The organism is Mesorhizobium sp. M0029, assembly GCF_040323735.1.
Taxonomy (GTDB): Bacteria; Pseudomonadota; Alphaproteobacteria; order Rhizobiales; family Rhizobiaceae; genus Mesorhizobium.
Window position 1 is genome coordinate 218,288 of the sequence record NZ_JAMYVF010000005.1, and the last position, 26,167, is coordinate 244,454.

27 protein-coding genes and 1 pseudogene are annotated in these 26,167 nt (G+C 62.8%); 13 read left to right on the forward strand and 15 right to left on the reverse strand.

Annotated features, from left to right (window positions below; all coding sequences use genetic code 11):
• Nucleotides 1-47 precede the first annotated feature (47 nt).
• The 6 genes from dnaK (at nucleotide 48) to NKJ76_RS11505 (ending at nucleotide 5,699) form a co-directional block, all read left to right on the forward strand.
• Nucleotides 48-1,964: a molecular chaperone DnaK gene (dnaK, locus tag NKJ76_RS11480; protein WP_023673200.1), complete on the forward strand. Its 1,917-nt coding sequence runs from the start codon at nucleotides 48-50 to the stop codon at nucleotides 1,962-1,964.
• Nucleotides 1,965-2,192: 228 nt separating this feature from the next.
• Nucleotides 2,193-3,323 (forward strand): molecular chaperone DnaJ, encoded by a 1,131-nt coding sequence (gene dnaJ, locus NKJ76_RS11485; protein ID WP_023681322.1) that lies wholly within the window; start codon nucleotides 2,193-2,195, stop codon nucleotides 3,321-3,323.
• A 117-nt stretch (nucleotides 3,324-3,440) separates the two neighbouring features.
• Entirely contained in the window at nucleotides 3,441-4,046 is a 606-nt protein-coding gene (gene pmtA / locus NKJ76_RS11490) for a phospholipid N-methyltransferase PmtA (protein WP_352537437.1), read from the forward strand.
• 45 nt (nucleotides 4,047-4,091) lie between these two features.
• The gene (locus NKJ76_RS11495; protein ID WP_023701964.1) at nucleotides 4,092-4,688 is read left to right on the forward strand and encodes an NADPH-dependent FMN reductase; all 597 of its coding nucleotides are present in this window, start codon (nucleotides 4,092-4,094) and stop codon (nucleotides 4,686-4,688) included.
• Nucleotides 4,685-5,398: an orotidine-5'-phosphate decarboxylase gene (gene pyrF / locus NKJ76_RS11500; RefSeq protein WP_352537438.1), complete on the forward strand. Its 714-nt coding sequence runs from the start codon at nucleotides 4,685-4,687 to the stop codon at nucleotides 5,396-5,398. The genes NKJ76_RS11495 and pyrF overlap by 4 nt, the downstream gene beginning before the upstream one ends.
• A gap of 13 nt (nucleotides 5,399-5,411) precedes the next feature.
• A complete protein-coding gene (locus NKJ76_RS11505) occupies nucleotides 5,412-5,699 on the forward strand; it encodes a DUF1330 domain-containing protein (RefSeq protein WP_023681317.1) in 288 nt (95 codons plus the stop codon).
• A gap of 18 nt (nucleotides 5,700-5,717) precedes the next feature.
• On the opposite strand, the gene NKJ76_RS11510 is transcribed toward NKJ76_RS11505, so the two are convergent.
• The 9 genes from NKJ76_RS11510 to NKJ76_RS11550 form a co-directional block, all read right to left on the reverse strand.
• Nucleotides 5,718-6,758 (reverse strand): low temperature requirement protein A, encoded by a 1,041-nt coding sequence (locus NKJ76_RS11510; protein WP_352537518.1) that lies wholly within the window; start codon nucleotides 6,756-6,758, stop codon nucleotides 5,718-5,720.
• A complete protein-coding gene (locus NKJ76_RS11515) occupies nucleotides 6,668-6,970 on the reverse strand; it encodes a low temperature requirement protein A (protein WP_352537439.1) in 303 nt (100 codons plus the stop codon). The genes NKJ76_RS11510 and NKJ76_RS11515 overlap by 91 nt, the downstream gene beginning before the upstream one ends.
• A 91-nt stretch (nucleotides 6,971-7,061) precedes the next feature.
• Nucleotides 7,062-8,123, reverse strand: coding sequence for a D-alanine--D-alanine ligase family protein (locus NKJ76_RS11520; RefSeq protein ID WP_352537440.1), 1,062 nt, complete (start codon nucleotides 8,121-8,123; stop codon nucleotides 7,062-7,064).
• Nucleotides 8,124-8,218: 95 nt separating this feature from the next.
• Complete coding sequence (locus tag NKJ76_RS11525; RefSeq protein ID WP_352537441.1) at nucleotides 8,219-9,094, reverse strand: SMP-30/gluconolactonase/LRE family protein; 876 nt, start codon at nucleotides 9,092-9,094, stop codon at nucleotides 8,219-8,221.
• Nucleotides 9,094-9,735, reverse strand: coding sequence for a 2-dehydro-3-deoxy-6-phosphogalactonate aldolase (locus NKJ76_RS11530; RefSeq protein WP_352535242.1), 642 nt, complete (start codon nucleotides 9,733-9,735; stop codon nucleotides 9,094-9,096). Before NKJ76_RS11530 ends, NKJ76_RS11525 begins: the two co-directional genes overlap by 1 nt.
• A gap of 22 nt (nucleotides 9,736-9,757) precedes the next feature.
• Nucleotides 9,758-10,702 (reverse strand): 2-dehydro-3-deoxygalactonokinase, encoded by a 945-nt coding sequence (locus NKJ76_RS11535; protein WP_031195696.1) that lies wholly within the window; start codon nucleotides 10,700-10,702, stop codon nucleotides 9,758-9,760.
• 5 nt (nucleotides 10,703-10,707) lie between these two features.
• Entirely contained in the window at nucleotides 10,708-11,475 is a 768-nt protein-coding gene (locus tag NKJ76_RS11540) for an SDR family NAD(P)-dependent oxidoreductase (RefSeq protein ID WP_352537442.1), read from the reverse strand.
• Nucleotides 11,476-11,644: 169 nt separating this feature from the next.
• Nucleotides 11,645-12,994, reverse strand: coding sequence for a putative bifunctional diguanylate cyclase/phosphodiesterase (locus NKJ76_RS11545; RefSeq protein WP_023681311.1), 1,350 nt, complete (start codon nucleotides 12,992-12,994; stop codon nucleotides 11,645-11,647).
• A 100-nt stretch (nucleotides 12,995-13,094) separates the two neighbouring features.
• Entirely contained in the window at nucleotides 13,095-14,894 is a 1,800-nt protein-coding gene (locus NKJ76_RS11550) for a GtrA family protein (protein ID WP_352537443.1), read from the reverse strand.
• Between the two features lie 124 nt (nucleotides 14,895-15,018).
• On the opposite strand from NKJ76_RS11550, the gene NKJ76_RS11555 reads away from it, so the two are divergent.
• From NKJ76_RS11555 to gshB, 3 genes are all read left to right on the forward strand, one after another.
• Nucleotides 15,019-16,023: a glycosyltransferase gene (locus tag NKJ76_RS11555; protein ID WP_352537444.1), complete on the forward strand. Its 1,005-nt coding sequence runs from the start codon at nucleotides 15,019-15,021 to the stop codon at nucleotides 16,021-16,023.
• 4 nt (nucleotides 16,024-16,027) lie between these two features.
• The gene (locus NKJ76_RS11560; RefSeq protein ID WP_352537445.1) at nucleotides 16,028-16,402 is read left to right on the forward strand and encodes a GtrA family protein; all 375 of its coding nucleotides are present in this window, start codon (nucleotides 16,028-16,030) and stop codon (nucleotides 16,400-16,402) included.
• A 134-nt stretch (nucleotides 16,403-16,536) separates the two neighbouring features.
• Nucleotides 16,537-17,490, forward strand: coding sequence for a glutathione synthase (gene gshB / locus NKJ76_RS11565; protein ID WP_352537446.1), 954 nt, complete (start codon nucleotides 16,537-16,539; stop codon nucleotides 17,488-17,490).
• A 92-nt stretch (nucleotides 17,491-17,582) separates the two neighbouring features.
• Here the strand turns inward: gshB and NKJ76_RS11570 are convergent, their stop codons facing one another.
• A complete protein-coding gene (locus NKJ76_RS11570) occupies nucleotides 17,583-18,656 on the reverse strand; it encodes a glycosyltransferase family 2 protein (protein ID WP_023714454.1) in 1,074 nt (357 codons plus the stop codon).
• A 184-nt stretch (nucleotides 18,657-18,840) separates the two neighbouring features.
• On the opposite strand from NKJ76_RS11570, the gene NKJ76_RS11575 reads away from it, so the two are divergent.
• Together NKJ76_RS11575 and NKJ76_RS11580 are read left to right on the forward strand one after the other, a co-directional pair.
• Nucleotides 18,841-19,905, forward strand: a complete 1,065-nt coding sequence (locus NKJ76_RS11575; RefSeq protein WP_156933398.1) for a glycosyltransferase — start codon at nucleotides 18,841-18,843, stop codon at nucleotides 19,903-19,905.
• 250 nt (nucleotides 19,906-20,155) lie between these two features.
• Nucleotides 20,156-20,803, forward strand: a pseudogene (locus NKJ76_RS11580) (magnesium chelatase domain-containing protein); the annotation flags it as partial.
• A 188-nt stretch (nucleotides 20,804-20,991) separates the two neighbouring features.
• Here the strand turns inward: NKJ76_RS11580 and NKJ76_RS11585 are convergent.
• From NKJ76_RS11585 to NKJ76_RS11605, 5 genes are all read right to left on the reverse strand, one after another.
• Nucleotides 20,992-21,753 (reverse strand): ParB N-terminal domain-containing protein, encoded by a 762-nt coding sequence (locus NKJ76_RS11585; protein WP_352537447.1) that lies wholly within the window; start codon nucleotides 21,751-21,753, stop codon nucleotides 20,992-20,994.
• 3 nt (nucleotides 21,754-21,756) lie between these two features.
• On the reverse strand, nucleotides 21,757-22,251 hold the full coding sequence (locus tag NKJ76_RS11590) for a hypothetical protein (RefSeq protein WP_352537448.1): 495 nt from the start codon (nucleotides 22,249-22,251) through the stop codon (nucleotides 21,757-21,759).
• 325 nt (nucleotides 22,252-22,576) lie between these two features.
• A complete protein-coding gene (locus NKJ76_RS11595; protein ID WP_352537519.1) occupies nucleotides 22,577-23,212 on the reverse strand; it encodes a recombinase family protein in 636 nt (211 codons plus the stop codon).
• Nucleotides 23,213-23,591: 379 nt separating this feature from the next.
• Complete coding sequence (locus NKJ76_RS11600; protein WP_502902298.1) at nucleotides 23,592-24,437, reverse strand: sulfite exporter TauE/SafE family protein; 846 nt, start codon at nucleotides 24,435-24,437, stop codon at nucleotides 23,592-23,594.
• A gap of 209 nt (nucleotides 24,438-24,646) precedes the next feature.
• Entirely contained in the window at nucleotides 24,647-25,090 is a 444-nt protein-coding gene (locus NKJ76_RS11605; protein WP_352537449.1) for a MerR family transcriptional regulator, read from the reverse strand.
• Nucleotides 25,091-25,167: 77 nt separating this feature from the next.
• Here NKJ76_RS11605 and NKJ76_RS11610 point away from each other — a divergent pair, with 77 nt between their 5' ends.
• Nucleotides 25,168-25,776, forward strand: a complete 609-nt coding sequence (locus tag NKJ76_RS11610) for a hypothetical protein (protein WP_352537450.1) — start codon at nucleotides 25,168-25,170, stop codon at nucleotides 25,774-25,776.
• Between the two features lies 1 nt (nucleotide 25,777).
• Complete coding sequence (locus NKJ76_RS11615) at nucleotides 25,778-26,167, forward strand: thioredoxin family protein (protein ID WP_352537451.1); 390 nt, start codon at nucleotides 25,778-25,780, stop codon at nucleotides 26,165-26,167.

Genomic DNA, 26,167 nt, shown 5'->3' on the forward strand with positions numbered 1-26,167 from the left:
AACGCCTTACGGGTCCTGAGAGCCTGCTTAGCGGAGAGACTAGAAAAATGGCAAAAGTAATCGGTATCGATCTCGGCACCACCAACTCCTGCATCGCCATCATGGATGGCAAGGAGCCCAAGGTCATTGAAAATGCGGAAGGCGCGCGCACGACGCCTTCCATCGTCGCCATCTCGGGCGACGGCGAACGTCTCGTCGGCCAGCCGGCCAAGCGCCAGGCGGTCACCAATCCTGAAAACACCATCTTCGCGGTCAAGCGCCTGATCGGCCGCCGCTATGACGACCCGGTGACGGAGAAGGACAAGAAGCTTGTCCCCTACAAGATCGTCAAGGGCGACAATGGCGATGCCTGGGTCGAGGCCGGCGGCAAGAAGCAGTCGCCCAGCCAGATCTCGGCCATGATCCTGCAGAAGATGAAGGAAACGGCGGAGGCCTATCTCGGCGAGAAGGTCGAGAAGGCGGTCATCACCGTTCCGGCCTATTTCAATGACGCCCAGCGCCAGGCCACCAAGGACGCCGGCAAGATCGCCGGCCTTGAGGTGCTGCGCATCATCAACGAGCCGACGGCTGCAGCACTTGCCTACGGCCTCGACAAGAAGGATGGCAAGACCATTGCCGTCTATGACCTTGGCGGCGGCACGTTCGACATTTCGGTGCTCGAAATCGGCGACGGCGTGTTCGAAGTGAAGTCGACCAATGGCGACACCTTCCTCGGCGGCGAGGATTTCGACATGCGTCTCGTCGAATACCTGGCGGCCGAGTTCAAGAAGGAACAGGGCATCGACCTGAAGAACGACAAGCTTGCGCTGCAGCGCCTCAAGGAGGCGGCTGAAAAGGCCAAGATCGAGCTGTCGTCGACGACGCAGACGGAAATCAACCTGCCCTTCATCACCGCCGACGCGACCGGCCCCAAGCACCTGACGCTGAAGCTGACCCGTGCCAAGTTCGAGCAGCTGGTCGACGATCTCGTCCAGCGCACCATCGAGCCCTGCAAGGCGGCGCTCAAGGATGCCGGGCTGAAGGCTGGCGAGATCGACGAAGTGGTCCTGGTCGGCGGCATGACCCGCATGCCCAAGATCCAGGAGATCGTGAAGCAGTTCTTCGGCAAGGAGCCGCACAAGGGCGTCAACCCGGATGAAGTCGTCGCTTTGGGCGCCGCCATCCAGGCCGGCGTGCTGCAGGGCGACGTGAAGGACGTGCTGCTGCTCGACGTGACGCCGCTGTCGCTCGGCATCGAGACGCTGGGTGGCGTGTTCACCCGCCTGATCGAACGCAACACGACCATCCCGACCAAGAAGAGCCAGGTGTTCTCGACCGCTGAAGACAGTCAGTCGGCCGTGACCATCCGCGTCTTCCAGGGCGAGCGTGAAATGGCTGCCGACAACAAGGCGCTCGGCCAGTTCGACCTGGTCGGCATTCCGCCGGCGCCGCGCGGCGTGCCGCAGATCGAGGTCACTTTCGACATCGACGCCAACGGCATCGTCAACGTTTCGGCCAAGGACAAGGGCACCGGCAAGGAGCACCAGATCCGCATCCAGGCCTCTGGTGGCCTTTCGGACGCCGACATCGAGAAGATGGTCAAGGACGCCGAAGCCAATGCCGAGACCGACAAGCAGCGGCGTGCTTTGGTCGAGGCCCGCAACCAGGCCGAGGCGCTGGTGCACTCCTCCGAGAAGTCGCTGAAGGAATATGGCGACAAGGTTTCGGAAACCGAGCGCACGGCGATATCGGAGGCTATCACGGCGCTGAAGGCTGCTGCCGAAGGCGACGATGCCGCCGACATCGAGGCCAAGTCGCAGACGCTTGCCGAAGCATCCATGAAGCTCGGCCAGGCCATGTACGAAGCTTCGCAGAAGGAAGCGGCGGAAGCCGACGCCAAGGCGGACGCGGCCAAGGATAGCGATGTGGTCGACGCCGATTTCGAGGAAATCGACGAAAACGACGAGAAGAAGAAGTCGGCCTGACCGGTTGACGGCAAATAAAGCGGAAAGCCCGGCGCAAAGCCGGGCTTTTTTGCAACCCTCGCTGAAAAAGTGCGGGCCTTGCCGAAAAAGTCACTGAAAAACACAGGCACAAGCGCGCCGGCCCTAGCATCCGGGCAGCACCGCTCCTAAATCGAGACAACGTGCCGGCAAACGACGCAACATGCATCAAGACGTTGAGCATCCGGACTGCGGGAACTGCGGGAAAAGATGAAAGCTGATTTCTACGAGACGCTGGGCGTGCAGAAGGGCGCCGACGAGAAGGAGCTCAAGAGCGCTTTCCGCAAGCTGGCCATGCAGTTCCATCCCGACCGCAATCCCGGCGATCACTCATGCGAGCACAAGTTCAAGGAAATCAACGAAGCCTACGAAACGCTGAAGGACCCGCAGAAGCGCGCGGCCTATGACCGTTTCGGTCACGCCGCCTTCGAGCAGGGCGGCATGAATGGCGGCGCGCAAGGTTTTGGCGCCGGCGGCTTCGCCGACATTTTCGAGGATATTTTCGGCGACATGATGGGCGGGCGCCAGCGCCGCTCGTCGGGCGGCCGCGAACGCGGCGCCGATTTGCGCTACAATATGGAAATCACGCTGGAAGAAGCGTTTGCCGGCAAGACCGCGCAAATCCGCGTGCCGGCCTCGATCTCATGCACGGAATGCTCCGGGACCGGCGCCAAGCCCGGCACCCAGCCGGTGACCTGCTCGATGTGCCATGGCCACGGCAAGGTACGAGCGACGCAAGGCTTCTTCTCGATCGAGCGTACCTGCCCGCAATGCCAAGGCCGCGGCCAGACGATCAAGGACCCGTGCCCGAAATGCGCCGGCCAGGGCCGCGTCACCGAGGAACGCTCGCTGTCGGTCAATATCCCGGCCGGCATTGAGGACGGCACCCGCATCCGGCTTGCCAATGAGGGCGAGGCGGGCCTGCGCGGCGGCCCATCGGGCGACCTCTATATTTTCCTGGCGGTGAAGCCGCATGAATTCTTCCAGCGCGACGGCGCCGATCTCTACTGCAAGGTGCCGATATCGATGACGACGGCCGCCCTTGGCGGCTCGTTCGAGGTGACTACGCTGGACGGCAGTCAGACCAAGGTGAAAGTGACCGAAGGCACGCAGAACGGCCGCCAGTTCCGCCTCAAGGGCAAGGGCATGCCGGTGCTGCGTCAGCCCAATGTCGGCGACCTCTATATCCAGACCGCGGTCGAAACGCCGCAAAACCTGTCGCGCCGCCAGCGCGAGCTGCTGGAAGAGTTCGAGCAGCTGTCGTCGAAGGACAATTCGCCCCAGTCGAGCGGCTTTTTCGCCCGCATGAAGGACTTTTTCGAATCCTTCGGCGAGCACTGAACCCAAACCAAGGCCGCCACGCTTCCCGAACGTCATCAACATCTTATGCCAGATCGCGCCTTGCCTTGGACCTGTTAGCTGCTAAGTAGCGTTCGGGGAGTGTTGAGGAGAACTTGCATGGCACGTGGTCCGGGATTGCGGAAGGCGCTGGCGGAAAAGTTCGACGACGAACTCAAATTCTTCAAAGGCTGGATCGACAAGCCGAAGTCGGTCGGTTCGATCGTGCCGACAAGCTCCGTCACCGCCCGCAAAATGGCTTCCATCGTCAATCCGAAGTCTGGCCTGCCGGTGCTTGAAGTCGGCCCCGGCACAGGCGTCATCACGCGTGCAATCCTCGCCCAGGGCGTTAAGCCCGAAAACCTCTACGCGGTCGAATATTCCACCGATTTCGTGCGCCATCTGCGCCAGCTCTATCCCGGCGTCAACGTCATCGAGGGTGATGCCTTCAATCTCAACGCCACGCTTGGGGAGAAGAGCGGGATGATTTTCGATTCCGTCGTCTCCGGCGTGCCGCTGCTCAATTTTCCGGTCGCACAGCGGATCGCCTATATTGAAAGCCTGCTAGACCGCATCCCGGTTGGACGGCCGATCGTGCAGCTGACCTATGGGCCGTTGTCGCCGATCCCGCCCGGCCGCGGCAATTACACGGTCAAGCATTTCGACTTCATCTTCCGCAACATCCCGCCGACGCAGCTGTGGATCTACCGGCGCGAGGTGCATTGATTTGCACTGCCGGCGGCTGTACCTGTCCCGGGACAAGAGTGGCCAATGGCTGTGATCGCGAAAATCCTCGTCTTCGCCGGCTCGGTGCGCAGCGGCGCCTTCAGCGGCAGGACCGCCGATGTGGCGCAGAAGGAGCTGGCCATGCAAGGCGCCGAGGTGACGCGCATTTCGCTGGCCGACTATCCGCTGCCGATCATCGACGAGGACCTCGAAAAGGAAAAAGGCGTTCCCGACAACGCCGTGAAGCTCGGCCGGCTGATCGCCGCCCATGACGGGCTACTGATCGCGACGCCGGAATATAATGGCTCGATCCCGCCACTGCTCAAGAACACGATCGACTGGGTAAGCCGGGTGCGCCTCGATGGCGGCTGGCCGGTGAGGCCATTTGTCGGCAAGGTCGCCGGCCTGTGCTCGTCTTCGAACGGACATTTCGCCGGGATCCGCTGCATCAACCATCTGCGCGCCGTGCTGGTGCGCTGCCAGCTGGAGATGGTGACGCCGGAATGCTCGGTATCCGATGGCGGCAGTGCCTTCGACGGCGACGGCAATTTCAGGGATGATAGACTGACCAAATCGATGGAGCACCTATGCCGCACGCTGATCGAAACCTCGCGCATGCTATCGACCCGGACCGGGGCATGATTTCCACAGCCATGCAGGCCCATACCATGAGAGACAGGCTGATCGTCGGCCTCGACGTGCCGACGGTGAAAGAGGCCGAACAGGCGGTGCAGGAGCTCGACGGCGTCGTCTCCTTCTACAAGATCGGCTATCAGTTGGCCTTCGCCGGCGGGCTCGACTTCGCCAGGGAGTTGGCCAGCGGCGGCACGAAGATCTTCCTCGACATGAAGCTGCTCGACATAGACCACACCGTGGCGAAGGGTGTCGAGAACATCGTGCGCATGGGCATGACGATGCTGACCATCCATGCCTATCCCAAGGCGATGAAGGCAGCTGTGGAAGCGTCGCGCGGCAGCGACCTGTGCCTGCTGGCGGTCAGCGTGCTGACCTCGATGGACGAGCAGGACGTGATCGACGCCGGCTATGAATACGACCCGCACACGCTGGTGCTGAGGCGCGCCGAACAGGCGCTGCATGCAGGCATGGGCGGCGTCGTCTGCTCGGCCGAGGAGGCGGAAGAGGTGCGCCGCATCGTCGGACCCGACCTGGCGGTGGTGACACCGGGGATACGGCCCAAGGGCAGCGACCATGGCGACCAGAAACGCGTGGTGACGCCCGGCCAGGCGATCAGCAACGGCGCCAGCCATCTTGTTGTGGGCCGGCCAATCGTGGCGGCAAGCGACAGGCGCGCGGCGGCGGAAGCCATACTGGAAGAGATGCGCGCCGCGTAACGAGGAGAAGAAAATGCCCAAGGGATACTGGATAGCCCGCGTCGATGTGCGCGACGCCGAAGGCTACAAGGACTATGTCGCTGCCGCCAAGCTCGCTTTCGACCGTTTCGACGTGAAGTTCCTTGCCCGTGGCGGTGAGCATGAAAAGGCCGAGGGGCCTGGCCGCGCCCGCAATGTCATTATCGAGTTCGAATCGCTCAGCGCGGCGCATGACTGCTACCACTCGCCGGAATACCAACGCGCCGTCGCCATCCGTCAGAAAGTGGCCGATGGCGAGATCGTGCTGGTCGAGGGTATCTGACGCGCGAAGCTGCCCTGCTCAGTGCGGCGCTTCCTCCTGCGCCAGCACCTCCAGTTGATGGCGGTGCCCCGACAGCTCATAGCCGACAACAGTGACGGCCGGCGCTAGCGTGAGTAAGATGAGGCAGACCGCCATGTCGACGCCGGCAAGGGCGGCGATGATGGCAAGTGCGACGACCGCAGCCGTTCCCGCCAGCAGCCAGACATGGAGGGGATCGAAGCGCTGGACGAGATAATAATACAGCGCGTAGATCGCCCCCAGGAACACGCCTAGCGGAATGGCGACCGAGAGCAGGGTCGCTACCGGGCCGATATGGGCCTTGTGCTCGATGAAATAGGCCGCGACATGCAGCCCGGCGCCGGTGGCGACGATGGCCGCCACGATCAGCATCTGGCCATAGCCCCAGACAAAAGAGCGATTGCGGTGCTGGTGCAGCACCGTCCCCGAGGGCAGCATGTAATAGACCCACCACATGCCGAAGGTGAGACCCATTCCGGCAATGCCGATCAAGGCGGCATCGAGGTTCCAGCCCTGCTCCTCGACCACGGCCGACAGCGTCGCCAGCGTGCCGACCACCCCTTCGCCCAGCGCGATGATGGCGAACAGGCTGTAGCGCTCGGCGACGTGGTGCGCGTGCCAGGGCGTGCCGCCATCCCTGCGCTCGGCGATCGCCGGCCCGGCAAGCTCGATGAGAACCAGGATGGCGCCGAAAGCCAGGCTGGTCTCCAGCGAGAAATCGACCAGTATCTGCACCACCCAGCCGATCTGGGCGATCGCGATGGCGACGGCGTAGGTCAGGCAGGCACGCCGCCGCCCAGGGTCCTGCCGCGCCGCGCGCAGCCATTGGAAGATCATGGCGACGCGCATGATGACGTAGCCCAGCACCATCACCGAATTGTTGAGGTGTTCGCCATGCTCGATCGAGGCGAACATGCGCGGCAGGCCGATGGCCAGCACCAGCACGCCGATCATCTGCACCATGGTGACGAGGCGGAAGATCCAATCGTCGGTGTCATAGGCGGAGGAAAACCAGGAGAAATTGATCCACGCCCAGCAGATCGCGAAGCTGGCAAGCCGAAGCCGATCAGCGCCGCCGCGTAGTGGCCCTCGGCCAAGGCATGCGCCAGTTGCGACGAGGCAAGGCTGAAGGCGGTGACGAAGGTCAGATCGAACAGCAGTTCGAGCGGCGTGGCGACGCGATGCGCCTCATGCGGATCGCGCCCGGCCATGCGCCTGATGTGATGGTGGAGGGAGCTTGCTGGTGTGCTCATCGCGCGGCCTTGCCTGAGGACTGTCCCGCGACACTAAAGGTGGAGCAAAAGCCGTCAAGGCGCGGTACGTCGCGCTGGTCCCCGCGGCCGTTCAGATCGCCTGTCGGTTCAGTCGGTTCGCCGCCGTCTCGGCAACCGCATCGGCAAGCGTCATGCCCCATTGTATCAGGCAATAGGCGCGGAAATCGAAGCAGGGCAGGCCGGGACAGACCTCGAACTCGATGAGGTGGACATGATCGGTGGCCTCGACCCTGAAATCGAGGGAAAACACGTCGCGCAGGCCGAGCCCGCTGACCAGCCGCTCGGCGATGCGGCGGATGGTTGCCGCGGCTGCCGGCTGGGTGTCGGCAACCGCCTCCAGCACCGGCTCGCTGTATAGTCCAGCCGCCTTGGCGGCCTCGCCGGTGTCGCCGTAAAGCGCCATCGAGTCCGCCATGGTCTGGAAATCGCCGCCGGAGTCGACGAATGCAACGCCGAGCGCTTCCGCCCCGGCATCCGTTTGCAGCCCAAGGAAGCTGGCGCGGACATTGCGACCGCCGACATAGGGCTGGACGACGACATCGTCGCGATAAGCGGCATAGACCCGCCGGCTAAGCTCCAGCGCATGGGCCAGGTCGTTGCAGCGTGAATCCGGCCAGATGCCTACCTTGGAGCCGAGCCGGTTCGGCTTGACGAACCAGCCGGCTTGCGAAGCTGGCGGGTCGGCCAGCCAGCGGCCGTCGCGGGCCAGGCCTGCCTGCGGCGCCGGCAGGCCGAGCGCGCAAAGCACGGCGCCGGAGCGGAACTTGTCCTGGCAAAGCGCGAACAGCGCATCGTCGGCTCCGATGGTTCTAAGCCCATTCAGCCTGGCAAGTGCGGGCGCTGCAGCACCGCGGAAATAGGCAATGCCGTCGGTCAGCGTCCAGACAAGCGTGGTTGCGGGATCGGCCTTCGCCAGCGCGCTTGACGCATCGTCGAGTGCAACTGGCATGAAGGCGAGGCCGCGCCGCCCGCAAGCGGCGGTGATTTCATCGAATTCGGGCGCGAGATCGGTCGATTGCGCCAGATAGGACGAGATTTCCAGGGCGCGCTCGGCGGGAAAGCCGTCGGCGACCAGCCGGCCGAGACAGGCCTTTTCCGGCTCATGGACGAGGATCAGGGTCGGGCGCGGCATGGATCAGGACCTTCGGTGGTGTTGTCCCACCATGGCATGGCCCCTGCTTCAGACTTGCGCGAAACCGACCGAGGCGGACGCCTGCGCGACAGCGCTCAGGCGATGACCACGCCCGGCTCGAAGCGGCCGTTGACGGGGATGTCGAGTAGGAAGGTCATGCCGGCCTGTGGGTCGAGCTTGCGCTGCTTGTCGTCCTTGCCTTTCCAGGCCGAGGTCACCGCCAGCCGATCGGCCTTGGCCCCGACAAAGGCCGGGCACGAGGACTGCCCCGCCGGCACGGCAATTTCGCGCAACAATGTGCCATCTGGCGAATAGGCCTTGACCGCCTTGCCGCCCCAGACGGCGTTCCACAGCACGCCGTCGCGATCAACGACCGAGCCGTCGACAAAGCCCTTGGACGAGCGATGGTCGACGAACACTTTCGACTCGCCGATCGGCAGGCCCGTCGCCGGATCGCAGGCGACGCGCATCAACAGGCCGGTCGAGGTATCGGTGTAGTAGGCGATCGTTCCATCCTGCGAGAAACAGATCGAGTTCGACACGGTGATGCCGGTGTAAAGCGTGCGCAGCTCGCCCTTGAAGAACCAGTAGATGGAGCCGGCGCCCTTCTCCTCACCCTTGCCCATCGTGCCGACCCAGAAGGCGCCACAAGGGTGGACGCGCGAATCGTTGGAGCGGGTCAGCGCATTGTCGGCCTCGATGGGCGTATGCAGCGTCAGCTTGCCGGTCGAGACGTCGCGGACATGCAGGCCAGTCTCGGTGGCGATGAGCTGGCGATTGTCATCGACAATGGCGATGGCGCTGGCCATCTGGCCGAGTTCATGGACTTTCCGCGCGCCGGACGTGACACCCTGCTCCAGCAGCAGGCCGTTGACAATGTCGAACCAGAACAGCGTATCGGTGGCGGGATCGTAGCTCGGCCCCTCGCCGAGCTCGCAGACATGGTCCGAGAAAACCGAAACGTTTTCCATCATGCCGCTCCGCCGAAGGCCGCATCCCAGGCCGTCACCGCCGCCCGGGCGCGCGAGGCCACCTCGTCGACGCTCATGCCGGGTTTGAACAGGCTGGAGCCAAGACCGAAAGCGGTCACCCCAGCGGCTTTGTAGCCGGCAAAGTCTTTCTCGGAAACGCCGCCGACGGCGCCGACCACGGTATCGGCCGGCAGCACGGCCCGCATCGCCGAAATGCCGCTGGGCCCGAGCACGCTTGCCGGGAAGAATTTGAGCGCCGAAGCCCCAAGCCTAATCGCCTGAAAAGCTTCGGTGGGGGTGAACACGCCTGGCATCGTCACCATGCCATGGTGCATGGCGCGGGCCATGACGTCGGCATCGATGTTGGGGCTGACCAGCAAGCGCCCGCCGGCCTTGGCCAAGGTGTCGACATCGGCTGAAGTCAGCACCGTGCCGGCGCCGACCAGCGCTGTCTTGGGCAAAGCGGTGACAATGCTGGCGATCGATGAAAACGGTTCCGGCGAATTGAGCGGCACCTCGATGGCTTCGATGCCGGCGTCAAACAGCGCCTGGCCGATGGCAACCGCCTCGCTGGGTTTGAGGCCGCGCAGAATGGCGACAAGACCACGATTGAGCTTCGGGAAGGGTGCGGTCTGGGTCACGCTATCACTCCACTCTGGTGAGTCATTTGGCGATCATGCCATTTTCTCGCGCCGCCTCGATAAGGCCGGCACGCACCGCCTCGTCGGCGTCGACCGTCCTGACGGCAAGCGCTGCAAGGTCGAGCGCCTGGCGGTAGAGGGCTGCTAGCGACCCCGAGGCGACCAGCACAATTGCGGTGGTGCTTTCGCCATAGCGGCGGCCTGCCGAGGCGATCTCGCCGCCGATCAGCAGGCCGGACAAACAAGCGGCGGCATCGTCGGCCTTGAGGTCCTGCAGCAGGCCGGCGGCGCGGATCGAGAACAGCCGCGAGGTGACATCGCCGCCCTCGGCCAAAGCCTTGCGGCACCATTCCCGGAACAACGGATTGTCCGGAATGACCGGCTTCGGGCTCTCGCCCAGCGAATGGCGCAGGATCGAGTGAGTGGCCAGCACCGAAAACAGCTCTCCGGTCGGCCAGGTGCAGAAGCCGTCGACCGCGCCGTCTTCAACCAGAACCCACTTCGAATGGGTGCCGGGCATGCAGACGAGATGGCGACCTTTTGCCGGCAAACCGGCGCCGGCAAGCTGGGTTTCCTCGCCGCGCATTACGTCCGGCGCATCTTCCAGGCGCTGCGCCAGGCCAGGCACGATGCGGATGTCGCGGCTCTGGCCGGGAATGCAGGCGGCCCCCGCGAGGATGGCACTGAGCGGCGCCGGCACGGTGACGTAAGGCGCTTCCAGCCAACCCTGGCGCGAGCCGGCCATGCCGCAGATGATGACCGGCAGTGTGTCAGGTGCGCCGAGCGCCGCCAGATGGCCCTCGAGGATGATCGAAAAGCCTTTTTGCTGCGCGGTGATCAACCCATCATCGCCGCGACGCTCGGCAAGCACCCCGCCCGCCTCGTCGACCAGCCAGACCCGCATGCGGGTCGTGCCCCAGTCGACGGCGGCGACTGCCGGCGTGCCTTTTGCCGGATTTTGATTCACCGGGCTCACAGGAAACCCCCGTCGACGATCAACATCTGCGCCGTCAGCATACGTGAGGTGTCGGAGGCCAGGAACAGCACTGTGCCGACGATGTCGTCGGGCTGCATGACCTGCTTGATGCATTGCTTGGCGACATGGGCGGCGAGCCTCTCCTCGGTGACCCAGAGTTCCCGCTGCCGCTCGGTGATCACCCAGCCCGGCGCAATCGCATTGACGCGGATGCCGTCGACCCCAAGCTTGCCCGCGAGACCTTTGGTGAGGCCGAGTATGCCGGCCTTGGCGGCGGTGTAGGCCGGCATATCGGGGTGGTTGATGAGATAGGAGGTTGAGGTGAAGTTGATGATCGACCCGCCGCCGGCCCGCTTCATGCCCGGCGCGACCGCCTGTGCGGTGAAGAAATGCGGGCGCAGATTGACGGCGAGATTGTTGTCCCAGAACTCGACGGTAACGTCGGCGACCTCGTGGCGTTCGTCCCAGGCGGCATTGTTGACCAGCACGGTGACGTCGCCATGCGCCTCAGCCGCTTTGGCGGCCGAAGCGCGCAACGCCTCGACGTCACGCAAATCGGTCTTGAGGTAGAGCGGTCGCCGGCCAAGTTCTTTTTCGACGCGGTCGGCAAGCAGCGTGCTTAGGCCATCGGCGATGTCGATGAAGGCGACATGGGCGCCCTGGCGAACGAAGCCCTCGGTCAGTGCCGCACCAATTCCGGAACCGCCGCCGGTGATCAGCACCGAGGCTCCCCTGAGGTCGGCAAAATCGGCCGATGGCATCATATTTTTCTCTCCCGATCCGGTCGGCGCGCATCCTATCCAGCCAAGTCCGGGGAGCAAGGGCGAAAACGGCGATTTGTTTGGCTTATGTCAGACAAAAGGACGCAAGATGGCGGCCACAGTCGATCTTGGCTCGCACCGCTGACTTGCTCGACGCAGGCAAGACCGCCGGTCAGACTGCCTTGGCGTAGAGGGCGCCGCGATAGGAATCGCGGAGGTAGCCGAGCGTGGCGTCGGCGTCGACCGGTTTGCCGAAGAGATAGCCCTGGCCGCCGGCGCAGCCGAACTGGACGAGGCGGTCGGCCTGCGCCTCCTCCTCGATGCCTTCGGCGACGACATCCATGCCGAGCCCTTCGCACATGGCCAGAATGGCGCGGATGATGTGTTCCGACGGGCGGTCGTCGAGGATCGAGGAGACGAAGGCGCGGTCGATCTTGAGCTTGTCGAAATGGAATTCGCGCAAGCGGCCGAGCGAGGACTGGCCGGTGCCGAAATCGTCGAGCGAGACTCGGATGCCGACGCGACGCAGGTCCTCGACGATCTTCTCGGCCGAGGCCGGATCGTTCATCAGGCCGGTTTCGGTGATCTCGATCTCCAGCCGTCGCGGATCGAAGCCGGTGCGGTCGAGGATCGACAATATGTGCAGGCCGGTGTTCTGGTCGACGAGTTGCGAGGGCGACAGGTTGAAGGACAGGAACAGGTCCTTCGGCCAGCTGCGCGCCGCTTCGGTCGCCTTGCGCAGCACCAGCTGCGATAGCGGGCCGATGATGCCGCGCTCTTCGGCGATCGGGATGAACACGGTCGGCGGCACCACGCCGAGGTCGCGATCGGTCCAGCGCGCCAGCGTCTCGAAGCCGATGGTGCGGCGGGTGGTCAAATCGACGATGGGCTGGAAATGCGGTTCGACCTCACCGGCCGAGACGGCACGGCGCAGCGCCTGTTCGATGCGGGTGACGCGCTTGGCCGCCTCTTCCATTTCGCGGGTGTAGACGACGACGCGGCCACGGCCCGAACGCTTGGCGTGGTAGAGCGCCGTTTCGGCCTTGTTGACGAGGATTTCCGTGGTTTCGTCGCCGGAATAAAACAGCGAGCAGCCGACCGAGGCCGAAAGCCTGGCGGTGCGTTCGCCGACATCGTAGGGCGCTGACAGGATTTCGATCATCATGCGCGACTTCTCGGCCGCCGCCTCCTCCGAGAACACCATCGGGTAGAGGAAGGCGAATTCGTCGGCACCGATGCGGCAGACGGTGGAGTGGCTGTCCATCGAGGCGCGCAGCCGCATCGCCACCTGGATCAATATGTCGTCGCCGGCCTTGTGGCCGAACAGATCGTTGATCGGCTTGAAGCCGTCGAGGTCGAGAATGCCGACCGTGAACGGCGCGGGATCGTCTGCACGGTCGCTGATCAGGCGATCGACCTTGTCGAAGAAGCGGCGATGGTTGCCAAGCCCGGTCAGCGCATCGGTGAACGCCAGATCCGAGTTTTCCCTGCTTGCCTGCCCGGTGCCAAACGTCGTTTGCATCGGTATCCTTGTTTGTGACGCCCGAAATTTAGGCTGAGACTGGCAGCAAAGCGTTTAGGAAGCGTATCGCGAAATCGATTTTTCGCTGGCGAATGATGCTTTAGCGGACGCGGTAGAGTTCGACCGGGGTTCCGCGCGTTTCGGCCACCGGTTCGAGCCAATCGGGGACGCTTCCCTGCATCAGCCTGGCCAGGAAGCCTTGCGGCGCCTTGGCGGCAAGCATCTTGCTTTCGGCGCTGCCGCGGCAGAGCGCCATCAGGCCGACGTGATGAGCCGCCGCGATCATCCTCGCCTGGTCCGCCGATCCGAGGAAGGCATCGAGCGCAAGCAGGTCGCCGGCGATGTTGCGATGATAGGGGCCGGCAAAGACGCGGTGCCCGGAATAGGCCAGGATGGGCGAACCGAGATTGGAGATGGCAAGCACCGTGGTGTGCGGCAGCCGGGCCAACGCCGCGAAGGAGGCCTTGCGCTCGCAGGACGGATCGCTGTCGGTGTCCTGTGCCTCGACCGAGACCTTGTTGGCCTCGAATACGCTCGACGTCGCGGCGGCAGCACCGGCCCAGACGGCATTCACCGACACCACCCAGACCGCCGCCATGCGCAGCGATACGCTGCGCGCAGGGCTGATCCTCGCCCGTTCGCGCCAGCTTGCGATCCAGGCCGACAGCGGGATGACGGCAAAGGCGATCGAGAATGTCGAGCCGCGGACCTGCCAGGCGCTGACGATGAAGGCGCCGACCAGCAAGGCGCCGACGAGGCTGTCCTGGCGGCGCCATGGTCCGCGCAGGCGAAGCGCCATCAGCGCGATCGCCACCAGCGGCGTGACATAGCGCGCCGCCAGCGACGCCGGCTCGCTGGCGGCAATACTGAACAGCGACTGCGCCTCGTCAATGTGATCGAGCCACAATTCCTTGAGGCGCGGATCGAGGTTTGCGTAGGGAGCCGCAAGGCATTGCGGAAACAGCGCCACGATGACGGCGCCCAGCACAAGCGCGAGCAGGCTAAGCGAGATCAGGCGGCGGCTGGCCGTGCCATTGGACACCGTGAGCGACGTCACGGCGGCAAGCCCCAGTCCGGCGATTGCCGCCACCACGAACTGCACAGCCGAGAAGGCATCGCACTGCGGCTGGCCCATGGCCGATGGCGGGATGGTGGTGACGAAGACGAGGGCTGAAACCCCGGCAAAGCCGAGACCGAAATCCCTGGCGATCCGGCGTTCGCCGCCGGGATCGACGACGAACAGCAAGGCGATGCAGGCGCCGATGGTCGCGACATAGGGCGCGGTTTCCATGCCGACGGCCAGCGTCAGGGCCGCACACAGCCCGGAAATCAGCGCCGCCCAGCGACGCGCCGGCGCCTCGAGCAGTAGGCTGAGGCTGGCCATGGTCAGCGTCAGCTGGACATTGTGATGATCGAGCGCACCCGGCAAGAAAATGCCGATGAAATGCAGCGCTGCAGCGCCGATGACGATAGCGGGCAGCACGGCGCCGACGCCGGCGAAGCTTCGTGCCGCACGGGCTGTAAAAAACACCGCTAGGCAGAACAGCAGCGACGGCCACAGCACCTGTGCGATCGCTTCGGCCATGGCCATGCTGCCGGTCAGCGCTGAGGCGGCGAGGATGATGGCGGCGAGCGGTGCGTCGACCAGCCGCGACCAGTGCATGACGAAACCGCCTTCCGGCCCCATCCTGTACTGATGCAGGTCGAACCAGCCCTGGCCGGCCAGCATGTCGCGAACCTCGACCAGCCGCAGCAGGCTGTCATTGTCGCCGCCGGCATTGCTCAATTCGCGAAAGCCCGTGGCGGCATTGACGGCCAGCACCACCAGCATGGCAAGCAGCGCCAGCGTCATATCGGACTTCCAGGAGGAAGCACCCGCCTTGGCTGCGTTCATCATCATGACCTTCGTCGGAAAGACTGCGGCCTTAAACCTAGCCTTAACAGCTTCAATAAATAGTAAAGTCGCCTGAGCGAGGCCGCATATGAGCGCGGCCGGAGGCTCCGCCGGGCGTCGGGAGACGGAAATGCCGCACGAAGTCCGCCATGAGCCGGCCATTGCCGTGCTCCTGCCTTGCTACAATGAGGAACTGACCATCGCCGAGGTGGTGCGGCGCTTTCGCGAGACGCTGCCATCGGCCGACATCTATGTCTATGACAACAATTCGCGCGACCTGACGGCATTAAAGGCCCGCGCAGCGGGCGCCATCGTCGTCCGCGAGCCGCGCCAGGGCAAGGGCAATGTCGTGCGGCGCATGTTCGCCGACATCGATGCCGATATCTATCTGATGGCCGACGGCGACGGCACCTATGCGCCGGAAGATGCCTCGCTGCTGATCAACATCCTGCAGACCGAGCGCTGCGACATGGTGGTGGGCACCAGGCGCGGCGTCACCGACGATGCCGGCCGTTCCGGCCATGCCTTCGGCAACCGCATCTTCAACAGCCTCTACAAGCGGCTGTTCGGCACCGACTTCACCGACATCTTCTCCGGCTACCGCGTCTTCTCGAGGCGCTTCGTCAAGAGCTTTCCCGCCGTTTCCGGCGGCTTCGAGATCGAGACCGAAATGTCGGTGCATGCCTCGCAGCTGAAACTGCCGGTGAGCGAGATCGCGCTGGATTATGGCCGCCGGCCTGAGGGATCGTCGTCGAAGCTGTCGACCTATCGCGACGGCGCCAGGATCCTGTGGATGTTCGCCATGCTGATGAAGGAGACGCAGCCGCTGCGCTTCTTCGGCGCCTTCGCCATTTTCTTCCTGGCATCGAGCCTTACCCTGATGACGCCGGTGCTGATCGAATTCGCCCAGACCGGCCTCGTGCCGCGCATGCCGACCTGGGTGCTGTCGGTCGGCCTGCTGCTCTTGTCGATGCTTGCGATGGTGACCGGACTGATCCTCGATTCGGTATCGCGCGGACGCGCCGAGCAGAAGCGCATTTTTTATCTCTCGGTGCCGTCGAGCCGGGTCGAACGGCGGGAACGCACTGGTGAAACCCCGAAGGCCCAACCGGGCAAGACGCCGCGGGCCGCCTGAGGCCGTGAGCCGGCTCGCCCGCTTCGTCCTGGCCGGCGGCGTCGGTTTCGTCGCCGATGCCGCGGCGCTCTGGCTGCTCTTGGCGCTGACGCCGCTCGGTCCCTTCGTCGCCCGTGTCCTGTCGATCGGCTTTGCGCTGTGCGTCACCTGGCAGATCAACCGGCACCTGACCTTTTCGCCGTCGAGCCGCGGCGTGGCGCAGGAGGGCGCGCGCTATGGCGGCGTCGGCATCGCCACCAGCATCGTCAACTATCTCGTCTACTGCGCCATCCTGTTCGCGCTGCCGGCAATGCCGCCGCTGGCGGCACTTGCCGTCGCCTCGCTGGTCGCCATGGCGCTGTCCTTCGTCGGTTACTCCCGGCTGGTCTTCGACCGTTAAAGGTCTGGGCCAAGCAAGCGCGATTGGCAGAAGCCGCCAAGTTCCGTATATCGGCGACTTGCCTTGCCGCAATTCCGGACGGAAAACCGCTACGCACTTTTCCTGGACTTGCTCGACCCGCTGGAGACCAAAAGATGACCCTGAAGATCGCCGTCCAGATGGACCATGTCTCCACCGTCTCGATCGCCGGCGACACGTCCTTTGCGCTGTCGCTGGAGGCGCAGCGGCGCGGCCACCAATTGTTCCACTACACGCCCGACCGGCTGTCGATGCTGGGCGGCAAGGTGTTTGCCCGCATCGAAGAGATGAAGCTCCGCGACGAGAAGGGCAATCATTATACGCTGGGCGACAAGGTGCGCACCGACCTGTCGGAGATGGATGTGATCCTGCTGCGCCAGGATCCGCCCTTCGACATGAATTACATCACCACCACGCATATTCTGGAGCGCATTCACCCGAAGACACTGGTCGTCAACGACCCGGCCAGGGTGCGCAACAGCCCGGAAAAGATCTTCGTCACCGAATTCCCCGATCTGATGCCCGAAACGCTGATCACCAAGGATCCCCAGGAGGTCGCGGCCTTCCGCAAGGAATTCGGCGACATCATCGTCAAGCCGCTCTATGGCAATGGCGGCGCCGGCATCTTCCATCTCAAGGGAGACGATCGCAACCTCGCCTCACTGCTCGAAATGTTCGCCCAGCTGTCACGCGAGCCGTATATCGTCCAGCGCTATCTGAAGGATGTGCGCAAGGGCGACAAGCGCATCATCCTGATCGACGGCGAGGCGGTCGGCGCCATCAACCGCGTGCCGGCCGACCACGATTCCCGCTCCAACATGCATGTCGGCGGCCGCGCCGAAAAGACCGAGCTGACGGAGCGCGAACGCGAGATTTGCGCCCGCATCGGCCCGTCGCTGAAAGAGCGCGGCTTCATCCTGGTCGGCATCGACGTGATCGGCGACTACATGACCGAGATCAACGTGACCTCGCCAACCGGCGTGCGCGAAGTGCAACGCTTTGGTGGCGCGGATATCGCCAGCCTGTTCTGGGACGCGGTAGAGGCGAAGCGGCGGAATTTGGCCGCGTAGTGTGCGTTGCTACGGAGGACTTTGGTGGGTCCAGAGAAGCATCGAAAGATGCTCTTTATCGGGTAAGACTGCCGAGCAAGCGGCTCATCAAATCAAACTATGTCCCGGAAGCGCCGAGGCCTCAGTTTCGGAGGAAGGAGACCGATAAGTCTGGTCTGCAATTTTCGCTGTGGTGTTGCCCAGTCTTTCAGCAGAAAACCCGCATCGGAGTTCTTTTCCAGCAATGCAAAAGCCGCAGACAGTCCGATCAGGTCGACCAAGGTCCTGCGCATTGAGTGGCGGGAGATTAAATGCGCCAGTCCCGGCGCCACTTCGCACCAACGATTGGCCAGTGCCCGCCGTATCGCTATTTCAGTATCAGGCGACATCCTGCCGAGGCCAACTCCGGTACCCAGGATGCGCCCGTCCGCCCAGCCATTGCCGCCGTGAAGCCGATAACTGCCAAGAGCCCGCCCAATCCTTACGGTTCCGCCGATCATATGGGCGGCACGAGCCATATAACCATCGGCACATATCCTTATTTCGTCCGGATCGGATGGACGCATGATTTCAAGCGGAGCTCGACGAAACATCATCCCCGATGTGGTTGACCAAAACCAACCCACGGTACCCCGATCAATAAATAATAATGTCGGGTCAGCTTCGGTGTCGACATGCAGGTAGCCGCTCATTTTCGGCATCGATCGCGGGTCGTTCAGGTGGAATACGGGATGACCGCCCGCAAGCAGGTTGCCGGCCGTATCTATCACCACCTCATCGGAGCTCGACATTGCCGCGATACGGGTTTGGCTGAGATGCGCTCTCACATGGCATTCTATGAAGTCAGGATGCCAAGCATCGTCACCGTCAAGAAAGGAGATCAGGGGCCCGGCTGTCGCGTCAAGCCCGGTCATCATTGCTGTCAACTGCCCGCCATTTTGCAGTCGGGGCAGAAAGCGGAAACGACTGTCGCCAAGCTGGGACAGACACTCTTCAATCCTTCGGCGGGAACCGTCGGTCGAAAAATCATCGACCACCACGCATTCGAACGCAGTGTATGTCTGCGCCGCTACGGATCGGATCGCAGTGTCGATGAATGCCTCTTGATTGAAACAGCCTACGCAAACGGATACGGTTGGTAGCGCGATGTGAGAACCAGCTCCGCTTGGGACGATGTTTTCTTTCAAGAGGCGCTTCTCCGTACACCAGATTTGATCGCCTGAGATATTCCGTCGATCAAATGGCGGTGTTTCTTTGCCAAATTTCTCTCTATCGAAGCGAGTTTTTCTCCGCACTCAAGATCGCAATTGCCGCATGTTGACCCTACAGCACGGGTATCGCCCTCCTACCAAATTCGAGATTGTCAGAGCCATGCTGCGTCATGGCCACAACCTCAGAAAAGGGCACCCTTCCGCGAAGTCGCAACCTGCTCTTCAGGCCAGTTTGCTGTCGGACGATCCGTTCATATCCTATTCGGGAATGTCCGGTACGCCGCTCGGATTAGCAAGTCATATGCCTTTCCGTCCACGCAGCCACCGCGCCTGGTTTCTCATCTCGCCAACCTGGTCCGTCGAAAACAGTGCTAGCGTCAAAACCATCCGGACCTATGCCGTTCTGCATAGACTCAAGAACCCCCGTCACTCGCTAATCTTCCTATCCAACACTCAGGCAGAGGCTGATCTGTTGAACCAGTCCGGCGAGGCCGCCGTCCTGCACAACAAGACGTCAACAACCTCCGAACACATATTCAGGCCTCTCGATGACGTCCCTGTAGAATTTGATGCAATCTACAATGCGCAGCTGGCTCCGTGGAAGCGTCATGACTTGTCGCTTGGCATCCAGCGTTGCGCATTTGTCTTCTATCGAGATTCAAGCGGATCCTCCACGACGGAGTCGGAAAGAGCGCGAATAAATCGGCATAGGGAGCTCGCGCCGCATCACGTCTTTATCAACGAGTTTGACGGCACCGGCAAGCCGGTCCGATTGGCACCGGCTCAGGTGAACACGCATCTAAATCGTGCAGCCGTGGGAATCTGTCTCTCTCACCTGGAAGGACCAATGTTCGCCAGCACGGAATATCTTCTCGCGGGCCTTCCAGTGGTCACGACGCCGAACCATGGCGGCCGAGACCTTTATCTGGATGACGACTATTCGCTCACAGTTCCACCCGATCCTCGATCCATCGCGGAGGCTGTCTTAGCGCTGAAGGAGCGACGAATTCCCCGGGATTACATTCGTTCGCAAACTTTGAAACGAATCGAACGAGACCGCGGGCGGTTCATAGACCTTGTAAACGAGATTTTTCTGGAGAGCGGCTCTTCGCGCCGGATCGCCCTGCCTTGGCCTTTCAGATATCCTGTCATGGAGTGGCTTCCACCGCAGGTCGCGATCGATCGATCGCTTTCAGGTTCGGTCGATGCCTTCATCACCGCTTAGAAGCAACACCCTCAGATCGCCGAAGGGCCTAGTCGCCCTTGTTAAACGCGGTCGAGGAGGCGGAGCAGCCGTTCCATTTTGCTTGACCATCTTCCTTTTTTGCAACCGGCACAGCGCGCTGCAGCCACCACGAATGCATGTTCCTGTAATGTTCTTGCCTTGGCCTGAAATCTATGGTTGTCTTGTCCTGACGTCGCTCGCGGTCTGAGCCACAAGGCCGAGGCGAGCCGATATCCGGGGGCAGAGCAAGATGGTGGCGCGGGTTCGCACGGTTGCTTTCCAGGGCATCGAGGCCGTACCGGTCGATGTCCAGGTGATGATCGCGCCGGGCAAGGTCGGCATGCAGATCGTCGGGCTGGCCGACAAGGCGGTGGCCGAAAGCCGCGAGCGCGTGCAGGCGGCACTGCATGCGTCGGGGCTGTCGATGCCGTCGAAGAAGGTGACGGTCAACCTGGCGCCTGCCGATCTTCCCAAGGAAGGGAGCCATTACGACCTGCCGATCGCGCTCGGCCTGATGGCTGCACTCGGCGCCATTCCGGGCGACATGCTGGCCTCCTATGTCGTGCTCGGAGAATTGTCGCTCGACGGCACCATTGCCACGGTCGCCGGCGCGCTGCCGGCGGCGATCGGCGCCAATGCCGAGGGAAAGGGCCTGATCTGCCCGTTCGGCTGCGGGCCGGAAGCGGCCTGGGCGGGCAAGGATTTCGACATATTGGCGCCGCGCAGCCTGATTGCCATCGCCAATCATTTTCGCGGCACGCAGGTGCTGTCGCGGCCCGAGCCCGGCATCCATGTCTCGGCCCGCGACCTGCCCGACCTTTCAGACATCAAGGGCCAGGAAAGCGCCAAGCGGGCGCTGGAAGTGGCGGCGGCCGGCGGCCACAATCTGTTCCTGATGTGTACGAAAGACCCCAGGTTGATTTCCGCGTTTGGAGACAATAGCGAGCCGCCGCTCTGGTTCAGGTATTAATCCCGAAGTAAGCGCCGATTTCTGCCGTAGAAACAATGAGCTAAGCCACCAAATGCGCCCCCAGCAGCGCGAACTTTCGCACTATGCCGGTTATACCTTTGATATCACTGGGGTTTTCAGAAGTCTTCGGGGATCACCGCCGGCAGTTCTCGGCTGCCAGTGGCCACCTTCGCGACATCCTCACAGGCCCTTGTGATCTCGACCAACAGGGCGTGTTGCTGTTCCTTCGACCGTATGGCCGTGAACGCCGCTTTGAATTGCACCAAGGCTGTTGTCGCCAATCCGGCATGTATCACGTCCCTGTCTTTCCTTCCGAAGTCCGAACCGGGGTTCTCCTCCAATCCGCCTGCGCGCATCGCCCGGTAAACCTTCGGGAAATGCTTCAGCATCCAGCCGGGGATGCTTCGGTCACTGACTATGCCTTGCAAATCGCGGGACATTTCCCGAGCTGATTTGACCCGCCGACCACGGTTCTCCATCCGATGTCGTCCCGCCTGCACATAAGCCTTGAAGACCTCGCGCTTGTCCGCGCTGGTCAACCTCAAGCCATGGCTCCGGTTGTTCTGCGCGGCGATCCAGCGGTATTCATTGGGCTTCGCCCCGACAGCCACTACGGCGTCAATCGTGGCCCCTCCGAGGGCCTGCACGGCGGTCACGCGATGCCACCCGTCGATTAGCACGAACCCTTTGTCAGGGTCCTGCGGATCGACCGGAGCGACCGTGATGGGCGGGAAGACAACGCCGGCCCGCATGGCATCCCGATACTGGTGCACCGTAACAGTGCTGGTTTCCTGCCGTATCTGTGTCGCGGGGTCCATCACCAAGCCGTCAAGGCGGATAGTTATGCGGTCGTCGGTATGGGGGTTCATGGCGTCCATAGCTCACTTCTTCACTGGTTGGATTGCAGTTGGAAAGCCGGCCCTGTGATGGTCGACAAGTAGGGCGCACGCTTCCTCCAGAGCCTCACCAACGTGCCTTAGGACGCGGCCACGGGACCTTGGGTAAACGTGGAGTTCCTTGGCGTTCGCCCCCTCGCCCCACCTCTTATGCGTCCCTGAGGCCATCTTGTGGATCAGCTTCGCCGCCTGCACCTGCTTGAACTCCGCCTTGCGTTCGGCCAGCGGATCGTCCCGAATGATCATTTCGACTGTGAGCCACGCGGCCACCACCCGACGAGGGTCCACTGCGGCCTTCCGCAGCCTCGCCCAGGCGGCCTTTGCGCGTTCCTGCGGCGAGAGCCCACGTAGCCGGAAAGCCTCCACATGAGGCCCTGCGGTCCGCAAAAGCGTGGCCACTCGTTCGACCGCGTTGGCCACGTAGGCGTCATTCTGGTTGGCCTCCAGCCATGTCAGCGCGGCGCTCCGGTAGGGGTTCATCTCTCGTGCCCCATATGACGGCCTGTAAGGGCTCCCGTGGCGGGCGTAGTGATCAGCATGGGAACGGCAGAAGCGCGTATCCAAGCCGTCCCCTGTGCCCGCACGGGCCGGCCTGCCGCAGCCGATCACCCGGCATCGGCTAAACATCGCGCTGGGCTCGTTCGCCCGACCCTTGACGTCGGCCTTCCGCTCGCGCTTAGCCGTCCAGTTGGTCAATGGTCATCATCCTCAAAGTAGCCACCCCGCATTGGCGGGAGGGCAAGCGTCTACTGCGGGGTGAGCGGCAGGGACAACCACAAATGTGTCCCGTCCTCATTACTCAGCGTCAGGGGGTCGCCATGACAACGGGAGAAGGCGTGAGGCGTTTAGCCAGCTTCGCAAGCGTCGAGCGTGAGCAGTTGGTGGCCTTCACGATGGTGTTCCAGCTCTGCCCCTTGCGCAGCATGTCCATGATCGCCTCGTTACGCTCTGCGTCCTCGGGCCGGCCCTTCATGCGCCCCTCAGCCTTCGCCTTGGCGATGCCCTGAGCCTGCCTGCGGCGTCGGTCGTCGTAGTCCTTGCGGGCGATGGCGGCGAGCATGTCGAGCAGCATCCCGTTGATGGCGTCGAACATGCGCCCGGTGAAGGCGTCCTCGGTCTTCATCATCATGTGCGAGGTCGGCAAGTCCAGCGCCACGACCTTGACCTCTCGGTCCTTGATCTCGCGCTTGAGCTGGTCCCAATCCTTGTCCGACAGTCGGCTAAGGCGGTCGACCTGTTCCGTGAGCAGGATATCACCGGGCTTGCTGTCCCTGAGCAGCCGGAACAACTCCGGTCTGTGCAGCGACGCACCGCTCTCGTTCTCCTCATAGGTGGCGGCGATGGTCAGCCCGCGTTCCTCGCAGAACGCCTCAAGGTCTTCCCTCGCGCGCCCCGCGTCCTGCTCCTTGGTCGATGCCCGCAAATAGGCCCGAATGAACACCATAACACCCCTCCAGTTCGTTTTGACTGGTTCGGTATTAAGCGGTTCGTTTTGCCCTGTCAAGAGGCATTTAGCGAACCAGATTTCCACCGGTTCGACAACGGCACACCTTATCAGACACCCTCGAACACCGGCAGAGCAGTCCCGGAAGCGAGTGCTTGCAAGAGCGGAAGGCGCACACCCCGACTGACCGCTCTGGCACGCGAACGGCTGGACAAAGTGAGGCTGCCTAAGGTTTCCCGAGGCGTGTGTGGTAGAACCGAAGGGGGCAAGGGGGTAGACCGCGCGCTGCCTTGTATCTGATCGGGGTCAAAGAAACTTCTACCAAAAATTCCTGCCCCCCTTGTCGAGGCAGCCAAGGAGGAGAAGACGTTCTTACTTACTGACGCCAGACCTTAACCGCAGAGATCACTAAGATCGCGGCGAGCGCAGGCAAGAGGACACCGCTGGGCACAAACCCGAGCATCTGTCCGCCAAGGAACGTTCCGACTATGGAGCCGCAGGCCATGACCAGCACGAAGGCGATGTTGCGCCGGATGACCGAGAAGCTCTGGTCGCGGCTGTAGCGAGCGAACCCGACAATCATGGTCGGCAAGCTCACAGCAAGCGACAGGCTACCGGCGAGCTTGATGTCAGCCCCGAACAGCAGGATCAGAGTTGGGATCAGCAGTTCGCCACCAGCCACCCCGAGCAGGGCCGCCACGATCCCTATGATGAACCCAGCGACTATCCCGGTGATCAACTGTGCCGAGCCAGTCAGCAGCGCGCCAGCGGTGTGAGCGTCATGACCGAACACCAGCACCCCTGCGATGACGAGCAGAATGATAGCAATGGTCTTGTAGAGGGTCTGAGCTCGAAGTCGGGTCGCCCATCCGGCACCCAGCCATGCGCCTATGAGGCTTCCGGCGAGCAAGTTCGCGATGACATGCCAGTATGCGGCGAGTTGTCCGAATGGCACCGTTTGAGCCCTGAAGGGTAGCGCGGTCGCCACCACGATCAGGCTCATCGCCTTGTTAAGGATCACGGCCTCCAACGCTCCGAAGTTGAACAGGCCGATCAGCAGTGGCAGGCGGAACTCAGCGCCGCCGAGACCCACCAGACCGCCGAGCGCGCCAATTAGGACGCCCCATCCAAATGCAGCGGGTTTGTTGCAAGGGGGGCTTGCGGTGGCTGCCGGTGCGTTGTTCATGCGTTGTTTCTGGCTGAACATATCGAGGCTGTACAGGACCGTTTTGACAAGGCTTCGCCGAGATCGCGAATTTTGGTCGCCCCCATACTCTGACATCAGGTACGGATTTCGGTTATGAACGCCGATGCGGCCCTTGAAGTGTGGGAAGCGCCCCACGAAGAACACCACGCGGCCAGCTAAGGGGGCTGAGAGCTTCGGCTATCGCGTGCCGTCGGAGCTGGAATGAAGGCGTTTTGTCGTCGCCCTCATCCGCAGCAGCCGCCCTTGGCCGGCGCAGCCATATCCTTGAAGATGACGCAGTCTTGGCCCGGCCCCCCGGCACAGGCGACATTGCATCGCGTGACAAAGCTCTCCAGTCGGCGTTCGAGCAGACGCAGTTCTGCGAGCTTCTGGCGAACCTCGTCCAGATGCCCTTGGGCAATGTCGCGCGTTTCCACGCAATCCCGGTCGGTGCTGATCGACAGGTCCAACAACACGCGCACCTGCTCAATACCGAACCCGAAGTCCCGGCACTGCTTAATGAAGGTCAACCGCCCCAAATCATCGTCATCATAGCTGCGCTGACCTCCAGCCGTGCGCGACGCTGGGGGCAATAGTCCGATCTCCTCATAGTAGCGGATGGTCGGCGGCGTCACGCCAGCAGCCTTGGCCAGCGCCCCGATGGTGAACACGCGGATGTGAAGGTTCATCGCAAAATTCTCCTTGAACCTCAAGCTACTTGAAGGCGTACGCCTTTGCAAAGATAGAAACTGGAAAGGCCGTTTTGATGAAGAACACCTTGAAGTGGGCTGGGGCCGCCACAGCGGCTTGTGCAGCCTGTTGCGCCGTCGCGGTGGTGCCGGCAGCACTGGTCGGCACGAGCTTGGCAGCTATCGCCAGTGCTGCGTGTACGTGGGGCCTTGGCCTACTCGCGCTCGCTGTGCCGGTCGGCGGGGTCTATCTGCTCTCACGCCGCAAAGCCGTGCCCGCCGCCACGTTCAAGTCGTTGATGGCCCAGGACGAGTGCGGCTGCGGGCCGTCTTGCGGCTCTGCGGCTGAGAATGACGCTTTGTCCATCGCCTGCACTCTTGGCGCGTCTGACTTCAAGGAGCGTGTTGCCAACATTCGCACATTGGCCCGTCGATCACTTCATCACGCTGATCGCACGCCGCTGACCCTCAAACTCACCTATGGGCGGGAAGCACTGGAAGAGGTCACAGAGTTGATGCGCAAGGAGCAGACCTGCTGCGCGTTCCTTACCTTCGACCTGAAGAGCAATTCTCGCGCAGTGGTCCTCACTATCACCGCGCCCCCGGAGGCGGCCGATGCGGCTGACCTGTTGTTCGACCACTTTGCCCCCGAACTCGCCTCATCGAACCTCAAGGAGATCGCATAACATGCAACGTCGTCACTTTCTGATGTTCTCGGCTGCTGCCGCCATCGCTGCCGCTGTCGGCCCGGCGTTGAGCCACAACGGCGACGAGACCATTCCCGGCTTCGACGAAGCTCTCAAGGCTGGCGGACCAGTCATGATCCACATCACCGCGCCCTGGTGCGAGGTCTGTCAGGCGCAGAAGCCAATCGTGGCGTCGTTGCTGGCCTCACCCGACTTCAAGAACATGAAGAAGTTCGATGTCGATTTCGACACGCAGAAGGAGATTTTGGCTCGTTACCGTGTCCAGATGCAAAGCACGATGATCGTCTACAAGAGCGGGAAGGAGGTCGACCGGCAGACTGGGCAGACCGACCCAGCGGTGATCGAAGCGCTGCTGCGCGAGGCGCTGTGA

Bases quoted from the DNA above. Each gene is read 5' to 3' on its own strand.
- dnaK (WP_023673200.1), top strand. From the start codon at position 48: ATGGCAAAAGTAATCGGTATCGATCTCGGCACCACCAACTCCTGCATC.
- dnaJ (WP_023681322.1), top strand. From the start codon at position 2,193: ATGAAAGCTGATTTCTACGAGACGCTGGGCGTGCAGAAGGGCGCCGAC.
- pmtA (WP_352537437.1), top strand. From the start codon at position 3,441: ATGGCACGTGGTCCGGGATTGCGGAAGGCGCTGGCGGAAAAGTTCGAC.
- NKJ76_RS11495 (WP_023701964.1), top strand. From the start codon at position 4,092: ATGGCTGTGATCGCGAAAATCCTCGTCTTCGCCGGCTCGGTGCGCAGC.
- pyrF (WP_352537438.1), top strand. From the start codon at position 4,685: ATGATTTCCACAGCCATGCAGGCCCATACCATGAGAGACAGGCTGATC.
- NKJ76_RS11505 (WP_023681317.1), top strand. From the start codon at position 5,412: ATGCCCAAGGGATACTGGATAGCCCGCGTCGATGTGCGCGACGCCGAA.
- NKJ76_RS11515 (WP_352537439.1), bottom strand. From the start codon at position 6,970: ATGAGCACACCAGCAAGCTCCCTCCACCATCACATCAGGCGCATGGCC.
- NKJ76_RS11520 (WP_352537440.1), bottom strand. From the start codon at position 8,123: ATGCCGCGCCCGACCCTGATCCTCGTCCATGAGCCGGAAAAGGCCTGT.
- NKJ76_RS11525 (WP_352537441.1), bottom strand. From the start codon at position 9,094: ATGGAAAACGTTTCGGTTTTCTCGGACCATGTCTGCGAGCTCGGCGAG.
- NKJ76_RS11540 (WP_352537442.1), bottom strand. From the start codon at position 11,475: ATGATGCCATCGGCCGATTTTGCCGACCTCAGGGGAGCCTCGGTGCTG.
- NKJ76_RS11545 (WP_023681311.1), bottom strand. From the start codon at position 12,994: ATGCAAACGACGTTTGGCACCGGGCAGGCAAGCAGGGAAAACTCGGAT.
- NKJ76_RS11550 (WP_352537443.1), bottom strand. From the start codon at position 14,894: ATGATGATGAACGCAGCCAAGGCGGGTGCTTCCTCCTGGAAGTCCGAT.
- NKJ76_RS11555 (WP_352537444.1), top strand. From the start codon at position 15,019: ATGCCGCACGAAGTCCGCCATGAGCCGGCCATTGCCGTGCTCCTGCCT.
- gshB (WP_352537446.1), top strand. From the start codon at position 16,537: ATGACCCTGAAGATCGCCGTCCAGATGGACCATGTCTCCACCGTCTCG.
- NKJ76_RS11575 (WP_156933398.1), top strand. From the start codon at position 18,841: ATGCTGCGTCATGGCCACAACCTCAGAAAAGGGCACCCTTCCGCGAAG.
- NKJ76_RS11585 (WP_352537447.1), bottom strand. From the start codon at position 21,753: ATGGACGCCATGAACCCCCATACCGACGACCGCATAACTATCCGCCTT.
- NKJ76_RS11590 (WP_352537448.1), bottom strand. From the start codon at position 22,251: ATGAACCCCTACCGGAGCGCCGCGCTGACATGGCTGGAGGCCAACCAG.
- NKJ76_RS11605 (WP_352537449.1), bottom strand. From the start codon at position 25,090: ATGAACCTTCACATCCGCGTGTTCACCATCGGGGCGCTGGCCAAGGCT.
- NKJ76_RS11610 (WP_352537450.1), top strand. From the start codon at position 25,168: ATGAAGAACACCTTGAAGTGGGCTGGGGCCGCCACAGCGGCTTGTGCA.
- NKJ76_RS11615 (WP_352537451.1), top strand. From the start codon at position 25,778: ATGCAACGTCGTCACTTTCTGATGTTCTCGGCTGCTGCCGCCATCGCT.